Origin of the sequence: Micromonospora sp. NPDC005298, assembly GCF_040607375.1 — a bacterium.
Lineage (GTDB): Bacteria > Actinomycetota > Actinomycetes > Mycobacteriales > Micromonosporaceae > Micromonospora.
The window spans coordinates 39,032-54,696 of record NZ_JBEXGP010000022.1 but is presented as its reverse complement, the minus strand read 5'-3'; the positions used below and the strand labels follow the sequence as shown (position 1 = coordinate 54,696).

At 74.1% G+C, this 15,665-nt stretch carries 14 protein-coding genes; 9 read left to right on the top strand and 5 right to left on the bottom strand.

What is annotated here, in order from left to right; translation table 11 throughout:
- Positions 1 to 117 precede the first annotated feature (117 nt).
- A complete protein-coding gene (locus ABZS77_RS24460; RefSeq protein ID WP_354827067.1) occupies positions 118 to 465 on the bottom strand; it encodes an Lsr2 family protein in 348 nt (115 codons plus the stop codon).
- Positions 466 to 619: 154 nt separating this feature from the next.
- A complete protein-coding gene (locus ABZS77_RS24455; RefSeq protein ID WP_354827065.1) occupies positions 620 to 1,228 on the bottom strand; it encodes a response regulator transcription factor in 609 nt (202 codons plus the stop codon).
- A 270-nt stretch (positions 1,229 to 1,498) separates the two neighbouring features.
- Between ABZS77_RS24455 and ABZS77_RS24450 the strand changes: the two genes are divergently transcribed.
- From ABZS77_RS24450 to ABZS77_RS24440, 3 genes are all read left to right on the top strand, one after another.
- A complete protein-coding gene (locus ABZS77_RS24450; RefSeq protein WP_354827062.1) occupies positions 1,499 to 2,368 on the top strand; it encodes a manganese catalase family protein in 870 nt (289 codons plus the stop codon).
- Positions 2,369 to 2,508: 140 nt separating this feature from the next.
- Complete coding sequence (gene lon / locus ABZS77_RS24445) at positions 2,509 to 4,839, top strand: endopeptidase La (protein WP_354827059.1); 2,331 nt, start codon at positions 2,509 to 2,511, stop codon at positions 4,837 to 4,839.
- A 135-nt stretch (positions 4,840 to 4,974) separates the two neighbouring features.
- Complete coding sequence (locus ABZS77_RS24440; RefSeq protein ID WP_354827056.1) at positions 4,975 to 5,379, top strand: DoxX family protein; 405 nt, start codon at positions 4,975 to 4,977, stop codon at positions 5,377 to 5,379.
- 49 nt (positions 5,380 to 5,428) lie between these two features.
- Here the strand turns inward: ABZS77_RS24440 and ABZS77_RS24435 are convergent, their stop codons facing one another.
- Together ABZS77_RS24435 and ABZS77_RS24430 are read right to left on the bottom strand one after the other, a co-directional pair.
- Complete coding sequence (locus ABZS77_RS24435) at positions 5,429 to 7,162, bottom strand: DEAD/DEAH box helicase (RefSeq protein ID WP_354827054.1); 1,734 nt, start codon at positions 7,160 to 7,162, stop codon at positions 5,429 to 5,431.
- Between the two features lie 63 nt (positions 7,163 to 7,225).
- Positions 7,226 to 8,125: a hypothetical protein gene (locus tag ABZS77_RS24430; protein WP_354827051.1), complete on the bottom strand. Its 900-nt coding sequence runs from the start codon at positions 8,123 to 8,125 to the stop codon at positions 7,226 to 7,228.
- Between the two features lie 132 nt (positions 8,126 to 8,257).
- Between ABZS77_RS24430 and ABZS77_RS24425 the strand changes: the two genes are divergently transcribed.
- From ABZS77_RS24425 to ABZS77_RS24415, 3 genes are read left to right on the top strand one after another with little or no spacing between them, the layout of a single operon-like run.
- Positions 8,258 to 9,412, top strand: a complete 1,155-nt coding sequence (locus ABZS77_RS24425; RefSeq protein ID WP_354827048.1) for a histidine kinase — start codon at positions 8,258 to 8,260, stop codon at positions 9,410 to 9,412.
- Positions 9,409 to 10,014, top strand: a complete 606-nt coding sequence (locus ABZS77_RS24420) for a response regulator transcription factor (protein WP_354827045.1) — start codon at positions 9,409 to 9,411, stop codon at positions 10,012 to 10,014. Before ABZS77_RS24425 ends, ABZS77_RS24420 begins: the two co-directional genes overlap by 4 nt.
- A gap of 21 nt (positions 10,015 to 10,035) precedes the next feature.
- On the top strand, positions 10,036 to 10,563 hold the full coding sequence (locus ABZS77_RS24415; protein WP_354827042.1) for a 2'-5' RNA ligase family protein: 528 nt from the start codon (positions 10,036 to 10,038) through the stop codon (positions 10,561 to 10,563).
- A gap of 30 nt (positions 10,564 to 10,593) precedes the next feature.
- On the opposite strand, the gene ABZS77_RS24410 is transcribed toward ABZS77_RS24415, so the two are convergent.
- Entirely contained in the window at positions 10,594 to 12,819 is a 2,226-nt protein-coding gene (locus tag ABZS77_RS24410; RefSeq protein ID WP_354827039.1) for a family 43 glycosylhydrolase, read from the bottom strand.
- A gap of 184 nt (positions 12,820 to 13,003) precedes the next feature.
- Between ABZS77_RS24410 and ABZS77_RS24405 the strand changes: the two genes are divergently transcribed.
- The 3 genes from ABZS77_RS24405 to ABZS77_RS24395 all read left to right on the top strand — a co-directional run bounded on the left by ABZS77_RS24405 (position 13,004) and on the right by ABZS77_RS24395 (position 15,660).
- Positions 13,004 to 13,747: a winged helix-turn-helix domain-containing protein gene (locus tag ABZS77_RS24405; protein ID WP_354827037.1), complete on the top strand. Its 744-nt coding sequence runs from the start codon at positions 13,004 to 13,006 to the stop codon at positions 13,745 to 13,747.
- Positions 13,748 to 13,831: 84 nt separating this feature from the next.
- Complete coding sequence (locus ABZS77_RS24400; protein WP_354827035.1) at positions 13,832 to 14,866, top strand: cytochrome P450; 1,035 nt, start codon at positions 13,832 to 13,834, stop codon at positions 14,864 to 14,866.
- A complete protein-coding gene (locus ABZS77_RS24395; RefSeq protein WP_354827033.1) occupies positions 14,863 to 15,660 on the top strand; it encodes an isocitrate lyase/phosphoenolpyruvate mutase family protein in 798 nt (265 codons plus the stop codon). Before ABZS77_RS24400 ends, ABZS77_RS24395 begins: the two co-directional genes overlap by 4 nt.
- Positions 15,661 to 15,665 lie beyond the last annotated feature (5 nt).

The following is a 15,665-nucleotide window of genomic DNA, read 5'->3' as shown; positions in this document are numbered from 1 at the left end:
CGGCCGGTCACCCCGGGCGGACAGCCGGGGGTGACCGGCCGCAGCCGTCACCAACAGTGCCGACAATATGACGGGGCCATGCCGGAAACGGCGTGGCCCCGTCAGTGTGTCGTCCGGTCAGCGGCTCTTGTACGCCTCGACGACCTCGACCGGGATCCGACCCCGCTCGGAAATCTTGAATCCGTTGTTGACGGCCCATTCCCGGATGGCCCGGTTCTGCTCCCGGTCCATTCCCGCGCCGCTGGGTCGACCCGGCCGCCGAACGGTCCGGGTGTTCTCCACGGCGCCTCGCCCGATGCGCCGGCCCGCATTGATGTACGGGTCCAGCGCCTTGCGCAGGACGCCCGCATTCTCGTCCGAGACGTCGATCGTGTAGGCCACGCCGTCGAGACTGAACTCGACCGTCCGGTCGGCCTTCCCGCCGTCGAGGTCGTCGGTCAGGACCGTGATTACTCTTCTCGCCATTGCCGATTACTCCCTGTGTGTGGCGGGATGTGTCCAAAGTCTGACCTACTTCCCTGGGAAACCGCAACAATGTGCGGCGCTCTCATTTCGGCGCGTCGCGATTCGGTGACCGAGAAACCGGGAATCGTCACCGAATCGCGGGGCGGCCCGGCCTTCATTCGCCGAGCAGACCGGCCTGACCTGCCACGGCGGCCGCCTCCGCCCGGTTCGACACCCGCAGCTTGCGCAGAAGGGCGGCGGTCATCCGTTTCACCGTCCGCTCCGAGACGTGCAGTTCCTCGGCGATATCGACGGTGTTGCGGCCGGCGGCGATAGCGCGCAGCAGCCGGCGTTCCTCGCCGTCCAGGTCGACCGGGGTGCAGCGGGAGGGACGCAGCAGGACGCGCAGCAGGTCCGCCGGGAAGACGGCCCACCCGTCGAGGACGGCCAGCAGTGGGGGAAGCAGTTCCTCCGGCTCGCTGGTCTTGGGCAGGTACCCCTCGGCGCCGGCGCGCAGGGCCTCGAGCGCCGGCGCCGGGTCGGTGGAATCGGACATCGCGACCACCCGGACCAGGGGCGTGGTCCGTCGGATCGCGGCCACGGCCCGGATGCCACCGGGCGGTGGCATGTGCAGGTCGACCAGGACGAGATCGGGGCGGCAGCGGCTGACCAGGCCGGCCGCCGCGCTCGCGTCGCCGGTCGAGCCGACCACCTCGACGCGGCCCTGGCTGATCACCGGGAGCAGCAGTTCCAAGCCACGGGCGAAGAGGGTGTGATCGTCCACGACCGCGATTCGAATGGTGGAGCCGTCCGGCATGTCTGCGCCGTTCCCCGCCGGGTACCGATCATGCGGCCAGGCACCGGATGGGTGGATGTGGGAGCGCCAGGGCGTACGGGGTCCGCTGCGACGGTTGCGCGGAACCGTCCCGGGCCGGCGCTGGAGGCGGGTGCTGCCGCATCCGGTGCCTGACCCGGCCGGGACACAGGTTGGCCCGGCGGGGCCGCCGAGCCGGGGATGTCCTCGTCACCAGCATTTCCGGCACGAGGAGGTCAGATGTTCAGTCACGTCAAGGATCTGCAGTTCGAGGCGAAGCCGGACGGACCGGACGCCGCGTTCGCCCGCCGGTTGCAGGAGGTTCTGGGGGGCAAGTGGGGCGAGATGACGGTCGCCAACCAGTACCTGTTCCAGGGCTGGAACTGTCGGCTGCCGGGCAAGTACAAGGACCTGCTGCTCGATGTGGGCACCGAGGAGGTGGGTCACGTCGAGATGATCGTCACGATGATCAGCCGGCTGTTGGACAATGCGCCGCTGTCGATGACCGAGGGCATCGCGGGCAATCCGGGGGGTGCCGCGACCTACGCCGCGTCGAACCCGGCGCACTTCATCCACGGTGGCGGCGGCGCGTTGCCGGCCGACTCCAACGGGGTGCCGTGGAGCGGCGCGTTCGTCACCGCCAGCGGCAACCTACTGGCCGACTTCCAGCTCAACGTCACCGCGGAGGCGCAGGGCAGGCTCCAGGTCGCCCGGTTGTTCAACATGACCGACGACCCGGGTGTCAAGCAGATGCTGCGCTTCCTGCTGGCCCGCGACACGATGCACCAGAACATGTGGCTGGCGGCGATCGAGCAGCTCAAGGAGGACGGGCTGGAGGACATGCCGGTGCCCGAGGCGTTCCCGGACTCCGGCGAGTTCACCGAGGAGTACAGCTACACCTACCTGGGCTTCTCCTCGGGCACCGACGCCGCGCAGGGGCGCTGGGCGTCGGGTCCCACGCCGGACGGCAAGGGCGAGTTCCGGTACGACGACGCCCCGCGCGCGAACGCGCCGGAGCCGGTGCTGCCTCCGGGCGACCCGCGCCTGTACGGCACCAACCCCGGCGTGGCCGGTTCGGTCGTGAACACGGTGAAGAGCAAGCTCACCTGAGGTGTCAGGTCGGGTCGCCCGCCGGTCGCTGGCGGCCCGACCGACCGGCGTGGGAGTGGTCTGGGTCACATCGCGGAACAAGGGGAACGCTTTGTTACTTGAGTGAGACACGCTCAACTCAACGCGATAGCAGGTGTTCGATGGCAACTCTTCCGGTACTTCCCCTGACCGACGCCGTGCTGCTGCCCGGCATGGTGATCCCGGTGACCCTCGACCCGACCACCCAGGCCGCGATCGACGCCGCACGGACGACCGACGACCGCAGGCTGCTGGCCGTGCCGCGCATCGACGGCGAGTACGGCCCAGTCGGCGTGGTCGCCACCATCGAGAAGGTCGGCCGGCTGCCCGACGGCGAGCCCGCCGCCGTGGTCCGTGGCCTGTCCCGGGCCCGGATCGGCTCCGGCGTGCCCGGGCCCGGCGCCGCACTCTGGGTCGAGGCGACCGAACTCGACGAACCCGCTCCCGCCGGCCGCGCCCGGGAACTCGCCCGCGAGTACCGCGCCCTGGTGACCTCCGTACTCCAGCAGCGCGGCGCCTGGCAGGTCATCGACGCCGTCGAGCGGATGACCGACCTGTCCGAGCTGGCCGACTCGGCCGGCTACGCGCCCTGGCTGACCCTGGAGCAGAAGACCGAACTGCTCGCCGCGCCGGACGTCACCGCCCGGTTGGAGCTGCTCGTCGACTGGGTGAAGGCGTACCTGGCCGAGCAGGAGGTCACCGAGCAGATCAACAGTGACGTCCGCGAGGGGCTGGAGAAGTCCCAGCGGGAGTTCCTGCTGCGCCAGCAGCTCGCCGCGATCCGCAAGGAGCTGGGCGAGGACGAGCCGGACGGCTCGGCCGACTACCGCAGCCGGGTGGAGAGCGCCGATCTGCCGGAGAAGGTCCGTGAGGCCGCCATGCGCGAGGTCGGCAAGCTGGAGCGGGCCAGTGACGCCTCCCCGGAGGCGGGCTGGATCCGTACCTGGCTCGACACCGTTCTCGAAATGCCGTGGGGCACGCGTACCCAGGACAACACCGACCTGGCCGCGGCCCGGGCGGTGCTCGACGCCGACCACGCCGGCCTGGCCGACGTGAAGGACCGCATCCTGGAGTACCTGGCCGTGCGCAACCGTCGGGCCGAGCGCAACCTCGGCGTGGTCGGCGGTCGCGGCTCCGGCGCGGTGCTCGCCCTCGCCGGCCCTCCCGGGGTGGGCAAGACGAGCCTCGGCGAGTCCGTGGCGCGCGCGCTCGGGCGCAACTTCGTCCGGGTGTCGCTCGGCGGCGTCCGCGACGAGGCGGAGATCCGCGGTCACCGGCGCACCTACGTCGGCGCGCTGCCCGGCCGGATCGTCCGCGCGCTGCGCGAGGCAGGCTCGATGAATCCGGTCGTGCTCCTCGACGAGGTGGACAAGCTGGCCGCCGGCTACGCCGGTGACCCGGCCGCCGCCCTGCTGGAGGTCCTCGACCCGGCGCAGAACCACACCTTCCGGGACCACTACCTGGAGGTCGACCTCGACCTGTCCGACGTGCTCTTCCTCGCCACCGCGAACGTGGTCGAGTCCATCCCCGGCCCGCTGCTGGACCGGATGGAACTGGTCATGCTGGACGGGTACACCGAGGACGAGAAGGTCTCCATCGCCCGCGACCACCTGCTGCCCCGGCAGCGGGAGCGGGCCGGGCTGACCGCCGACGAGGTGGAGATCGCCGACGAGGCCCTCGCGCTGATCGCGGGGGAGTACACCCGGGAGGCCGGCGTACGGCAGCTCGAACGTGGCCTTGCCAAGATCCTGCGCAAGGTGGCGGTGACCCTGGCGACCGACCCGTCACCGGTACGCGTCGACACCGACAACCTCAGCGGCTACCTCGGTCGACCGAAGTTCACCCCGGAGTCGGCCGAGCGCACCGCGGTGCCCGGTGTGGCCACCGGCCTCGCCGTCACCGGCGCCGGCGGGGACGTGCTCTTCATCGAGGCGACAAGCATGGAGGGCGAGCCGGGTCTGACCCTGACCGGCCAGCTCGGCGACGTGATGAAGGAGTCCGCGCACATCGCCCTGTCGTACCTGCGCTCCAACGGGCGGCGGTTCGGCATCGACCCGAACGTGCTGGCCGGGCGCCGGATCCACGTCCACTTCCCGGCGGGCGCGGTGCCCAAGGACGGCCCGAGCGCCGGCATCACCATGGTGACGGCCCTGGCCTCACTGGTCACCGGCCGCCCGGTCCGCCCGGAGTTCGGGATGACCGGCGAGGTGACGCTCTCCGGTCGGGTGCTGCCGATCGGCGGGGTGAAGCAGAAGCTGCTCGCCGCGCACCGGGCCGGCCTCACCGAGGTCATCATCCCGGCGCGTAACGAGCCGGACCTGGACGACCTGCCGACCGAGGTGCGCGAGGCGCTGACCGTGCACACCCTGGCCGACGTGGCCGACGTGCTCGCCCTGGCGCTGCGCCCGGCCGACGTGGAGGCGCTCGACGGTCCGGCGCTCGCCACCGCCTGACACCACGAACCCAGCGACCCCCGCCGTCCCACCGACGGCGGGGGTCGCTGGTGTACGCGCACGGGGGACTACTGTCCGGTCCGAACTCCTCAACGACCTCTCCGCCGCGAGGCGGTCCCCCTGGAGGAAACCCCTGTGAACGTTGCGCTCTGGGCCATCCAGATCCTGCTCGCCGCCATCTTCGCCGGCGCCGGCCTGGCCAAACTGACCCAGCCCAAGGAGAAGCTGCGCGACCCGATGCGATGGGTGGACCCGGTCCCGCCGTCGCAGGTCAAGGCGCTCGGCGCGGTCGAGGTGCTGGCCGCACTCGGGCTGGTGCTGCCCCCGCTCACCGGCATCGCCACCGTGCTGACGCCCCTCGCCGCCGTCGGCCTCGTCATCGTGATGATCGGGGGCATCCTGGTGCACCTGCGCGACATGAACAAGCCCGACAACCAGGACCGCCGCCGGACGGAGATCCAGGGCGCGATCACCTGCGCGGTGCTGCTCGTGCTCGCCGCGGTGGTCGCCTGGGGCCGGTTCGGCCCGTACGCCTTCTGACCCACGCCGCCGGCGACCGCCGAACCCCCGCTCTCGCCGGCGGCCAGGGTCAGCGCCCCTCGCCGCCGCGGTCCCGGCGGACCGTGGCCTTGCGGCCCTTGATCGTGCTGGAGCGCAGCCCGGAGATCACCTCGTCGGCCACCCCCTGCGGCACCTCCACCAGCGAGAACCGGTCGGCGATCTCGATCGAGCCGATGTCCCGGCCGCGGATGCCGGTCTCCCCGGTGATCGCGCCGACCAGATCCTGCGGGCGCACCCCGGCGCGCCGACCCAGACCGACGAAGACCTGCACGGTGTTGCCGCCACCCGGGCGGGGCCGGCCTCCACCACGCCGGTCGCCGCCCCGGCCACCGGCCTCCGGCCGGCCCTCGCGCGGGCCGCGCACCGGCGCCTGCGGGATCTCCTCCTCGTCGTCCGAGCCGGGGGACGTCACCTCGTGTGCGAGCTTCACCGCGGCGAGGGCGACCTCCATCAGGTCGAACTCGTCGGTCAGCGTCTCCACGATCACCCGGAACGGGTCCAGGTCGTCCTCCAGCAGGCTCTCGCGCAGCGCCGCCTGGGTCAGCTCCAGCCGGCGGGTCCGCATGTCCGCCACCGTGGGGATCTTGTCGATGGTGATCCGCTGGCCGGTCACCCGCTCGATGGTCTTGAGCATCCGGTGCTCGCGCGGCTCGGCCAGGGTGATCGCCACGCCCTCGCGGCCGGCCCGACCGACCCGGCCGATCCGGTGCACGTACGACTCCGGCGCGGACGGCACGTCGTAGTTCACGACGTGGGTGAGCTGCTCGACGTCCAGGCCACGGGCCGCCACGTCGGTGGCGACCAGCAGGTCGGCGGTGCCCGCCCGCAGCCGGCCCATCACCCGGTCGCGCTGTTCCTGGCTCATCCCGCCGTGCAGCGCCTCGGAGCGGTAGCCCCGGCCGTTCATCGTCTCGGTCAGCCGGTCCACCTCCTCCCGGCTGCGGCAGAACACGATCGCGGCGGTGGGCGACTCCACGTCCAGCACCCGACCCAACGCGGCCGGCTTGTGCGCCCGGGTCACGATGTACGCGCTCTGCCGCACCCGGGGCGCCTCACCGGCGACCGTCTGCTCCCGGCCGATCTCGATCCGGACCGGCTCGCGCAGGTGCTGGCGGGCCATCCCGTCGATTCTCGACGGCATGGTGGCCGAGAAGAGCACCGTCTGGCGCTGCTCCGGCGCGTGCTCCAGGATCGCCTCGATGTCCTCGGCGAAACCCATGTCGAGCATCTCGTCGGCCTCGTCGAGCACCACCGTGGCCAGGCCACCCAGGCGCAGGGTGCCCCGGGCGATGTGGTCCAGGGCCCGCCCGGGGGTGGCCACCACCACGTCCACGCCGCTGTCCAGGGCCCGCAGCTGCCGCCCGATCGGCTGCCCACCGTAGATCGGCAGCACCCGCGCACCCAGGTCCTTGCCGTACCTGTGGAACGCCTCGGACACCTGCACCGCCAGCTCCCGCGTCGGCACCAGCACCAGCGCCACCGGGTCCCCGCCGTCGCGGTGCGCCACCATCCGGTGCAGCAGCGGCAGCGCGAACGCCGCCGTCTTGCCGGTGCCGGTGGCGGCCTGACCGAGCAGGTCGCGGCCGTCGAGCAGCGGCGGGATCGCCTCCCGCTGGATCGGGGTCGGCTCCTCGTAACCGAGGGCGGACAGGGCGCCCAGCAGTTCGGCGCGCAGCCCGAGCTCCGTGAAGGCGTGCGCCTCGTCGGGGCCGTCGGGGGTGATGTCGGTCGGTGCGTCGTGCTGTGCAGGTGCGGAACTCATGTGCCAAGCCTTTCATCACCCCGTCCGGCGCGCTGCGGCGACCGGCACAAGAGCGCCACCGGGTCAGTCGCCGCTGCTCAGGATCGCCAGGATCATCACCGCGGCGAGGGCCGCGTCGAGCACTCCGCACCACTCGGCGTAGCCGCGCGGCACCACCCGGCCGGTGCGGTGGTGCGCCAGGTCCCACCCGGCGTGCGCCAGCCACCCGAACGCCACCAGCCACGCGGCGGTCCGCCCACCGGCCGCGACCGCGACGAGCGTCAGGGCCACCCAGACGACCAGACCGACGAGTTGGGTGGCGAGGACGCCCGGCCCGCGAAGCGAGCGGCGGACCACGCCGATCAGCAGGTAGCCGCCGGGCAGCACCAGCATCGTCCACGGGCTGAGCACGAAGGGATCCACCCACATGTCCACGGTCATCAGCACCGCCAGCCCGGTCGGCCAGCGGCGGGCCAGCGCCACCACGGCCGGACGCCGCCGGATCACCGCCGGCGTCTCGTGCCGGTGCCGCACCGCCACCAGCACCATGGCCGGCACCATCAGCAGGTGACCGCCGAGCATCAGTGCGTCGCCGCCCAGCACACCGGTCCAGAACGGGACGAGCAGCAGCAGGAACGGCACGTACATCGCCGCGCCCATCTCGACGACCCCACGCCAGTGGTGCGCCCGGTAGCGCATCCACACCGTCATACCGACGGTCATGTTCGTGGCCATCACCAGCGCGGCCACGTCCGCGCGGCCGAGCACACCGCCGAGCCCCAGTGGGCGCCCGGCCGTCTCCCACAGCGGCCCGAGCAGCACCATTCCGGCGATCATCGCGAGCGCCATCTCGCCGAGATGCCACAGCAGCCTCCGCCTGCCGCCGGTGGTCGGCACGGCCGTGGGTGCCGGCTGGTCGGTCCGCAGGGGTCCGGGCGAGGGTACGGAGGCGGTGGTCGGCGCGTACATCGGTGTCGTGTTCATGCCGTTGACCCTGCCGGCGTTCCGGCGCGACCGGCAGGCCCGTCCGTCACCGGAATCCCGTGCGCGGCGCACGGTCGGACCATGACAACTCGCACGGGCGGACCGTGCGCCCGGCGGCCCTAGGATCGACGCGTGGCGAGCGAGGTGGTGATCCCCCGGGCGGACCGCCGGCTGCACCGGGCCCGGCAGGCGACGCTGCTCTCGCTGGCCACCGGTGTGTGGGCGACTGTGCTGCTGCCCGCGGTGGGCCTGTCCCGGGAGCCGGACGCCGGCCGCGTCGCGCTCGGCGCGGTCGGCATCTGCGCCTTCGCGGTGGCCCAGACCGCCGTGCTGTACGCGGCGGTCACGCCGTGGCTCGCGCAGCGGTGGCGACGCCGCGCGCAGCTCGGTCTCGGCGTCGTGGCGGCGCTGACCGTGCCGTTGGTCGCCCCGGTGGCGGCGGGCGCCTGGCCGACCTGGGCGTGGATCGGCGCCGCCCTGGTCGGGATGGTTCCGCTGCTGGTCGGCGTTCACGGGGCGGTGGCGGTGACCGCCGGCACCCTGCTCGTGTCGGCGGGCGTGGCGTGGTGGACCGGCGGCTCGGTCGTCCGGTACCTGGTGGTGACCGGCGGGGTCGGCGTGGCCGTGGCGGCCGTCAACTGGTTGCAGGTCTGGTTCTGGGGCCTGCTCGTGGAGGCCCGGCAGGGTCAGGCCGCCCAGGCCCAACTGGCCGCCGCCGAGGAGCGGCTGCGGTTCGCCCGCGACGTGCACGACGTGCTGGGTCACCACCTCACCGTCATCGCGTTGAAGGCCGAACTGGCCGCCCGGCTGGCACCGGTCGACGCGGAGCGGGCCGGCCGGGAGGCCGCCGAGGCGCAGCGGCTCGCCGCGTCCGCGCTGACCGAGGTCCGCGAGACCGTGCACGGCTACCGGGCGGTCGACCTCGGCGAGCAGGTGGCCGCCGTGGCCGAGGTGCTGCGGTCCTGCGGGGTGCGCTGCACGGTGCAGCGTTCACCGTCGGAGGTGCCGCAGCCGGCGGCCAGCGAACTGGCGGCGGTGCTGCGCGAGGCGGGCACCAACGTGTTGCGGCACAGCCGGGCCGACTGGTGTCGGATCCGCATCGACCGGGAGGAGAACGTGGCCAGGATGACGATCGTCAACGACGGCGCCGCCGATCGGGGTCCGGACGGGCACAGCCACGGCCTGCGCGGCCTGACCGACCGGATCGCCGCGGCCGGGGGAGAGTTGCGGGTACGCCGCCAGGACGCCGTGTTCACCCTCGAGGTCACCGTGCCGGTGTCGTCGTGATCCGCGTCCTGCTCGCCGACGACGAGGACCTGATCCGGGTGGCGGTCGCCGCCCTGCTCGACCTGGAGCCGGACCTCGACGTGGTGGCCCACGCCGCCGACGGGCCCTCGGCGGTCACGGCGACGGTGGCCCACCGCCCCGACGTGGCAGTGGTGGACCTGGAGATGCCCGGGCTGGACGGCATCGCGGTGGCCGCCGAACTGGCCCGCGTCCGTCCCGAGTGCGCGGTGGTCGTGCTCACCGGGCACGGCCGCCCGGGGCACCTGCGGCAGGCCCTGACGGCGGGCGCGCGGGGTTTCGTGCCCAAGGGTTCGCCCGGCGGTGCGCTCGCCGACGTGATCCGGCGGGTGCACGCCGGCGGCCGGTACGTCGACCCGTCGCTGGCGGCTGACGCGCTGACCCTGCCCGCGTGCCCGTTGACGCCCCGGGAGCTGGAGACGCTGCGGCTGGCCGAGTTCGGCGCCCCGGTCGCGGTGATCGCCCGCCGGGTGCACCTGTCCACCGGCACCGTCCGCAACCACCTCTCGGCAGCCGTGCAGAAGCTCGGCGCCGCCGACCGGGTCGACGCGGTGCGCACCGCCCGGGACAACGGCTGGCTCTGAGCAGCCGGCTAGCGTGAGTCTGTGCGTACGGTGGAACTGGTGTGCTCGTCCGGGTTGGACGCCGAGGTCCGGGCGGTCTGGGGTCGGTTGGTGGCCGCCGGTCTGCCCAGCCTGGCCCGCAACGTCCACCCGACCAACCGACCGCACCTGACCCTGGCTGCCGTGGACGGCTTCCCGCCCGGTGTCGAGGATCGCCTGGCCGGACTGTTCGACGCCGCCCTGCCGGTGCCCGTCACGCTGGACCGGATCGTCGTCCTGGACGGGAGCCGCCCGCTGGTCTGGCTGCTTCGGCCGGCGCCGGCGCTGACCGCGCTGCACGCCGCCGTCTGGGACGTCCTGGCCGGGGCCGACGGGCAGCGTCCCTGGCACGCCCCGGGTGCCTGGGTGCCGCACCTGAGCCTGGCCCTGCGGTTCCGCGACGCGGACCTGCGACTGGCCCGTGCCGTCGCCGGTGGGCAGCGCCCGACTGGTGCGTTCGTCGCCGCCCGCAGCTACGACGCCACGGGCCGGACGGTCACGCCGCTCGGCCCGGGGCCTCCGTCCCCGTGACGGAGGCCCCCGGCGCCGTCTGCCAACCGGTCAGCGGTAGAAGCGCAGGTAGTCGAACTGGGCGGTGACCGCAGGCGCGGCGCCGCCGTGGGCGACCAGCCCGATCCGGGGGGTGGTGTCGGCCGGGAAGGTCCACACCGCACCCCACGTCCAGGTACGCCCGTCACGGCTGGAACCGGCCCGGTACTCGTGCTCACCGGTCACCGGGTCGACGTGGTGTGCCAGCCGCAGCCACGTGGTGGTGGCCGGGGTGCCGACGATGCTGCCGCCGTACACCGGCTGACCGGCGAAGGGCAGCTCGTAGCCGTACTCGACCTGCCGGGTGTTCCAGATCGCCACCTGCGTCAGCCGGGCGAAACGGTCGTCGTCCACGTACGCGACGAGGCCGGCCTGCTGGTAGTTGCGGACCGTCTCCTCACCCAGGTCCAATGTCACCTTCGTCTCGGCGACGTAGTCGCCGCGCGGGGCGTCGCGCAGCAGCACGCCGGCCGTGTTGCCGGTGCCGGTCAGGTCGGCGGACTGTACCGGCCACCGCAGCTCCCCGCCGGAGACGGTTGCCGCCGGGTCCTCGCGGACCCACTCCCAGCCGTCGTCGAGCCCGTCACCGAACTCGTCGGAGTACGCCCGCAGGGGCGCCCCGACCCGTGGCTCCGGCACGGACCGCTTCGCCTGCTGGTACAGGCGCGTGACGCTGACGTTGTCGAACTCGGCGCTGCCGCCGGTGGCGCTCAGCCCGGCCCGTCCGGCGACCGGGCGGTCCAGCCGCAGCGACACCACGGCGAGCTGGTCACCGAGGCGGGCGGGGCTCAGCTCGGCGACGAGCTGCTGTCCGCGTACCTCGATGGCCAGATTGTGTCGGTCGGCCAGGTCGAGCCCGGCGGGCAGCGGTGTGCTGGCCTGCCGGCGGCCGTCGCCGGCCACGAGCCGGCCGGCGGCGGCGTCCACCCGCACCTCGACCCGGCCGCCGAGGATGATCCCGGCGCTGGTCGCGCCGGTCAGCCGCAGGTCGGCCTCCGCCCGCACGTCACCGCCGACTGTGGTACGCGAGGTGAGCGTGCCGCTGCCGATGAGCCGGCCGTCGGTGACCTGCCACCGGCCCGCGTCGCGTCGCCAGCCGGCGAGTCCGGCGGTGTCGAACCTCTCGTCGACCCGGCCGGTGGTGACCGGCGCCGGCCGGTTGCCCTCGGACGGGCCGGAGCCCGCGTTCACCGCCGGCCAACCGTCGATCCAGTCCAGACGGTCCAGCAGCATCGGGCGTTCGTTGATGCCGAACGGCTCGTCGAGGTACGGGTCGGCGCGGTCGATGGCGTGGTAGACGATCCAGTCCTGGCCGGACAGGTCGGTGAGGAAACCGTTGTGGCCGGTGCCGATCCAGCGGTTGCCGTTCTGGGTGAGCACCGGGGTGCCGCCGGCCCGGGACGCGGTCAGCGCGATCCCGTCCCGGTCGGTGAACGGGCCACGCGGGCTGCGCGCCCGGCCGACCTGCACGGAGTACCCGGTGGCCGGGCCGGCGCAGCAGTTCGCGGTGGACGCGAAGAGGTAGTACCAGCCGTCGTGGCGCAGCACGTAGCTGCCCTCGAACTTGTTGTCGATCGCCACCTGGGTCGGCGTGCCGACGGCGCTCAGCCCGTCCGGGCTGAGTTCGGTGACCGAGATGCCGCCGTAGTAGCTGCCGTAGTAGAGGTAGCCACGGCCGTCCACGTCGGTGAACTGGCTGGGGTCGATGGTCCACAGGTAACCGCCGCCACCGCCGGGACGGGGGGCGACGACCGGCTCGGGGGCGAAGGTCCACGGGCCGGTCGGCGTGGGCGCGGTGGCGGCGCCGATGGCGTAGTCGCTGCCCTCGGTGGAGACGGTGGTGTCGGTGACCGTCACGTACATGACCCACCGGTCGCCGAGGCGGCGCACGTCAGGTGCCCAGAACGCCGCCCCCGGCGCCGCGTACGGCGGGCGTTGGTCGGGGCCGAAGGCGTCGCCGACGTACGTCCAGTCGACCAGGTCGGCCGAGCGGGCGGTGGGCACCCGGTGGAACTCGCGTTCGCCCTCGCGCAGGGGGTCGGTGGTGCCGTAGGCGTACCAGAAGCCGTCGTCGCCCCGGACGATGACCGGGTCGGCGAAGGTGTCGCCGACGGCGGTGGAGATCGGATTGCGGTAGCGCGACGGGCTGTCGGCGCTGGCGGTGTGGACGGGTGCGGTCGCGGCCAGGATCAGACCGAGCGCGGCGGCGAGTGCGCCGCCGCGGCGGAGGTGTCGCATGGGGACCTGCCTCGGGGGAGTGGGCGGTGTGTCGACAAGGGTCGGTGTGCGCCCCCGTTTCTACAACGATGGATACAACGTTGTAAAGGGCGGCGACGTCCAAGCCGACGCGTGCGCGACGGCCCGCGCCGGCCCCGACGCCCCGGTTGTGGGACGCCCGACAGGCCGGGGCGATGATGGGGCGATGAGCGCTGTCACCGAGGGCCGGGGCCTGGCCGAGCTGGCCGCCCTGCTGGCCGACGGCACCCGTGCCGCCATCTGCCTCGCGCTCCTCGACGGCCGCGCCTGGACCGCCGGGGAGCTGGCCCGGCGGGCCGGCGTCGCGCCGTCGACCGCGAGTGACCACCTCACCCGCCTCGTGCGGGGCGGGCTGCTGGTCGAGGAGCGCCAGGGCCGGCACCGCTACCTGCGGCTGGCCGGACCGGCCGTGGCCCAGCTGATCGAGAGCCTGGCCGGATACGCCCCGGCCCCGCCCGCGCCGACCGGATCGCTGCGGGCGACCACCGCCGGCGCCGCCCTGGCGTACGCCCGGACCTGCTACGACCACCTCGCCGGACGGCTGGGCGTGCTGGTGTACGACGCGCTGCTGGCCGACGGTCGGCTGGACCGGGCCAGCGGGTTGACGCTCACACCCGCCGGCTGGGCGTGGGCCGCCGCGCTGGGCGTACCCGTCGAGGTGCTGCGCACCGGCCGGCGCCCGGTGGTCCGCGACTGCCTGGACTGGACCGAGCGCCGGCCACACCTGGCCGGGGCACTAGGGGCGGCGCTCTGCCGTCGCTTCACCGAGCTGGGCTGGACCAGCCGAGGCACCGGCCGCGCCGTCCGCGTCACATCGAGCGGCCTGACCGCCCTGGCCGACACCCTGGCCGTCGCCGAACACACCCTCACCCCGGTGCCCGCTCCACGGCTCACCGGCGGCCGCGCCTGACTCACCGGACGACCGTCCCGCCCGTAGCCACGCGGCGCCAACTGTTCGGCGGGGAGCGAACGGTCCCGGACCTACGGTCGGACGATGACCGATGCCTGGCCCGTTGTGCCGCCCGCCGCCGGAACGCCGGCGTGTGGACCACCCACGTCCGCCCCGGACGGCGGTTGGCAGGTGACGCGGTACGCCGACGTGCGCGCCGTCCTGACCGACCCCGCGTTCGTGGTGCCTGCCGTCGACGCCGGTCCGCCGGGCACCCTCGCCTGGCTGCGCGCCACGGTGAGCCGGTTCAGTGCGCCGCACCTGCACGCCGAGCGACGGGCGATCGGGGTGTCGGCGTTGGCCGCGTTGGACCCCGACGAGCTGCGGCGGGAGGCGGCCCGGTTGACCGCCGCCACGCTGGACCGGGCCGGCGACCGCGTCGACGTGATGACCGAACTGGCCCGCCCGGTGCCGCTGCGGGTCCTGGCCGGCCGGCTCGGTCTCGCCGACCCGGTAGCCGCCGGTACGGCGGTCGCGGTCGTCGCCGCCGCGTACCACCCGGGGGTCGACCCGACGCTGCTGCGCCGCGCGGACGCTGCGGTGGCGGCGCTGTTGGCGCTCTCGCCGCCGGCCCCGCCGCAGGTACGGGCGAACCTGATCGGCCTCCTGGTCCAGGCGTGCGACGCGACCGCAGGCCTGGTCGGCGCCGCCGCGCACCACCTGCTCACCCCGGCGGCCCTGCGAGCGACGGCAGGGATCGACGGCGGCGACCTGCTGGCCGAGGTGTTGCGGCTCGACCCGCCGGTGCGGGCCACCCGGCGGGTCACCACCGCGGCGGTACGGGTGGGCGGCCAGGACCTGCCGGCGGGCAGCCCGGCACTGCTGCGGTTCGACGCCGCGAACCGCGACCCGCTGGCGTTCGCCGAGCCGACCGTCTTCCGGCCCGGCCGGCCCGGCGCCGGGCCGCTCACCTTCGGCGCGGGGGAGCGCGGCTGCCCGGGCGACCGGCACGCCCTGAGCCTCGCCGGCGGGATGTTCGACGTGCTGCGGGAACGCTGCCAGCGCACCCGGGCCGCCCTGCGCCACGAGCCGCATCCGACCCTGCGGGTCCCGACGAGCCTGGAGGTGAGCGTGCGATGACCGACCGTCGTGCGACGTTCCGTGCCCTGCACCACACCGGTCGACCCCTGCTGCTGCCGAACGCCTGGGACCACGCCTCGGCGGCGGCGCTCGCCGCGCGCGGCCACCCGGCGGTCGGCACCACGAGCCTCGGGGTCGCGGCAGCCGCCGGCCGGCCCGACGGCACCGCGTCCACGGCCGCCGAGACCCTTGCCCTGGCCCGCCGGCTGGCCCGATTGCCGGTGCTGCTCACCGTGGACGTCGAAGCCGGGTTCAGCGACGACCCGGCGGAGGTCGCCGGATACGTGGCGGAGCTGGCCGGCCTCGGCGTGGTCGGGATCAACCTGGAGGACGGGCGCGCCGACGGCACCCTGGCCGACCCCGGGTGCGTCGCGGAGAAGATCGCGGCGGTGCGGGCGGCGGTGCCGGACCTGTTCGTCAACGCGCGCACCGACACGTGGTGGCTCGGCGTGGCCGACCCGCTGGCGCAGACCCTGGTCCGGGCGCGTGCCTACCGGGCCGCCGGCGCGGACGGGATCTTCGTGCCCGGCACCGTCGACCTGACGACGCTGCGGCTGCTGACCGAACGGATCGACGCGCCGGTGAACGCGTTGTACCAGCCGGGCGGGCCGGGGCTGGACGACCTGGGCGCCGCCGGGGTGGCCCGGGTCAGCACCGGCTCGCTGCTGTTCCGCGCCGCGCTGGGCGCCGCGCTCGCCGCCGTCGACGCCGTCCACGGCCAGGCCGGCACCGCGCCGGTGGGCCTGCCGTCGTACGCCGAGGTGCAGGACCTGGTGCCGGCGGACGGCGCCTGACGATC

Bases quoted from the DNA above. Each gene is read 5' to 3' on its own strand.
- ABZS77_RS24460 (WP_354827067.1), bottom strand. From the start codon at position 465: ATGGCGAGAAGAGTAATCACGGTCCTGACCGACGACCTCGACGGCGGG.
- ABZS77_RS24450 (WP_354827062.1), top strand. From the start codon at position 1,499: ATGTTCAGTCACGTCAAGGATCTGCAGTTCGAGGCGAAGCCGGACGGA.
- lon (WP_354827059.1), top strand. From the start codon at position 2,509: ATGGCAACTCTTCCGGTACTTCCCCTGACCGACGCCGTGCTGCTGCCC.
- ABZS77_RS24435 (WP_354827054.1), bottom strand. From the start codon at position 7,162: ATGAGTTCCGCACCTGCACAGCACGACGCACCGACCGACATCACCCCC.
- ABZS77_RS24430 (WP_354827051.1), bottom strand. From the start codon at position 8,125: ATGAACACGACACCGATGTACGCGCCGACCACCGCCTCCGTACCCTCG.
- ABZS77_RS24410 (WP_354827039.1), bottom strand. From the start codon at position 12,819: ATGCGACACCTCCGCCGCGGCGGCGCACTCGCCGCCGCGCTCGGTCTG.
- ABZS77_RS24405 (WP_354827037.1), top strand. From the start codon at position 13,004: ATGAGCGCTGTCACCGAGGGCCGGGGCCTGGCCGAGCTGGCCGCCCTG.
- ABZS77_RS24400 (WP_354827035.1), top strand. From the start codon at position 13,832: ATGACCGATGCCTGGCCCGTTGTGCCGCCCGCCGCCGGAACGCCGGCG.
- ABZS77_RS24395 (WP_354827033.1), top strand. From the start codon at position 14,863: ATGACCGACCGTCGTGCGACGTTCCGTGCCCTGCACCACACCGGTCGA.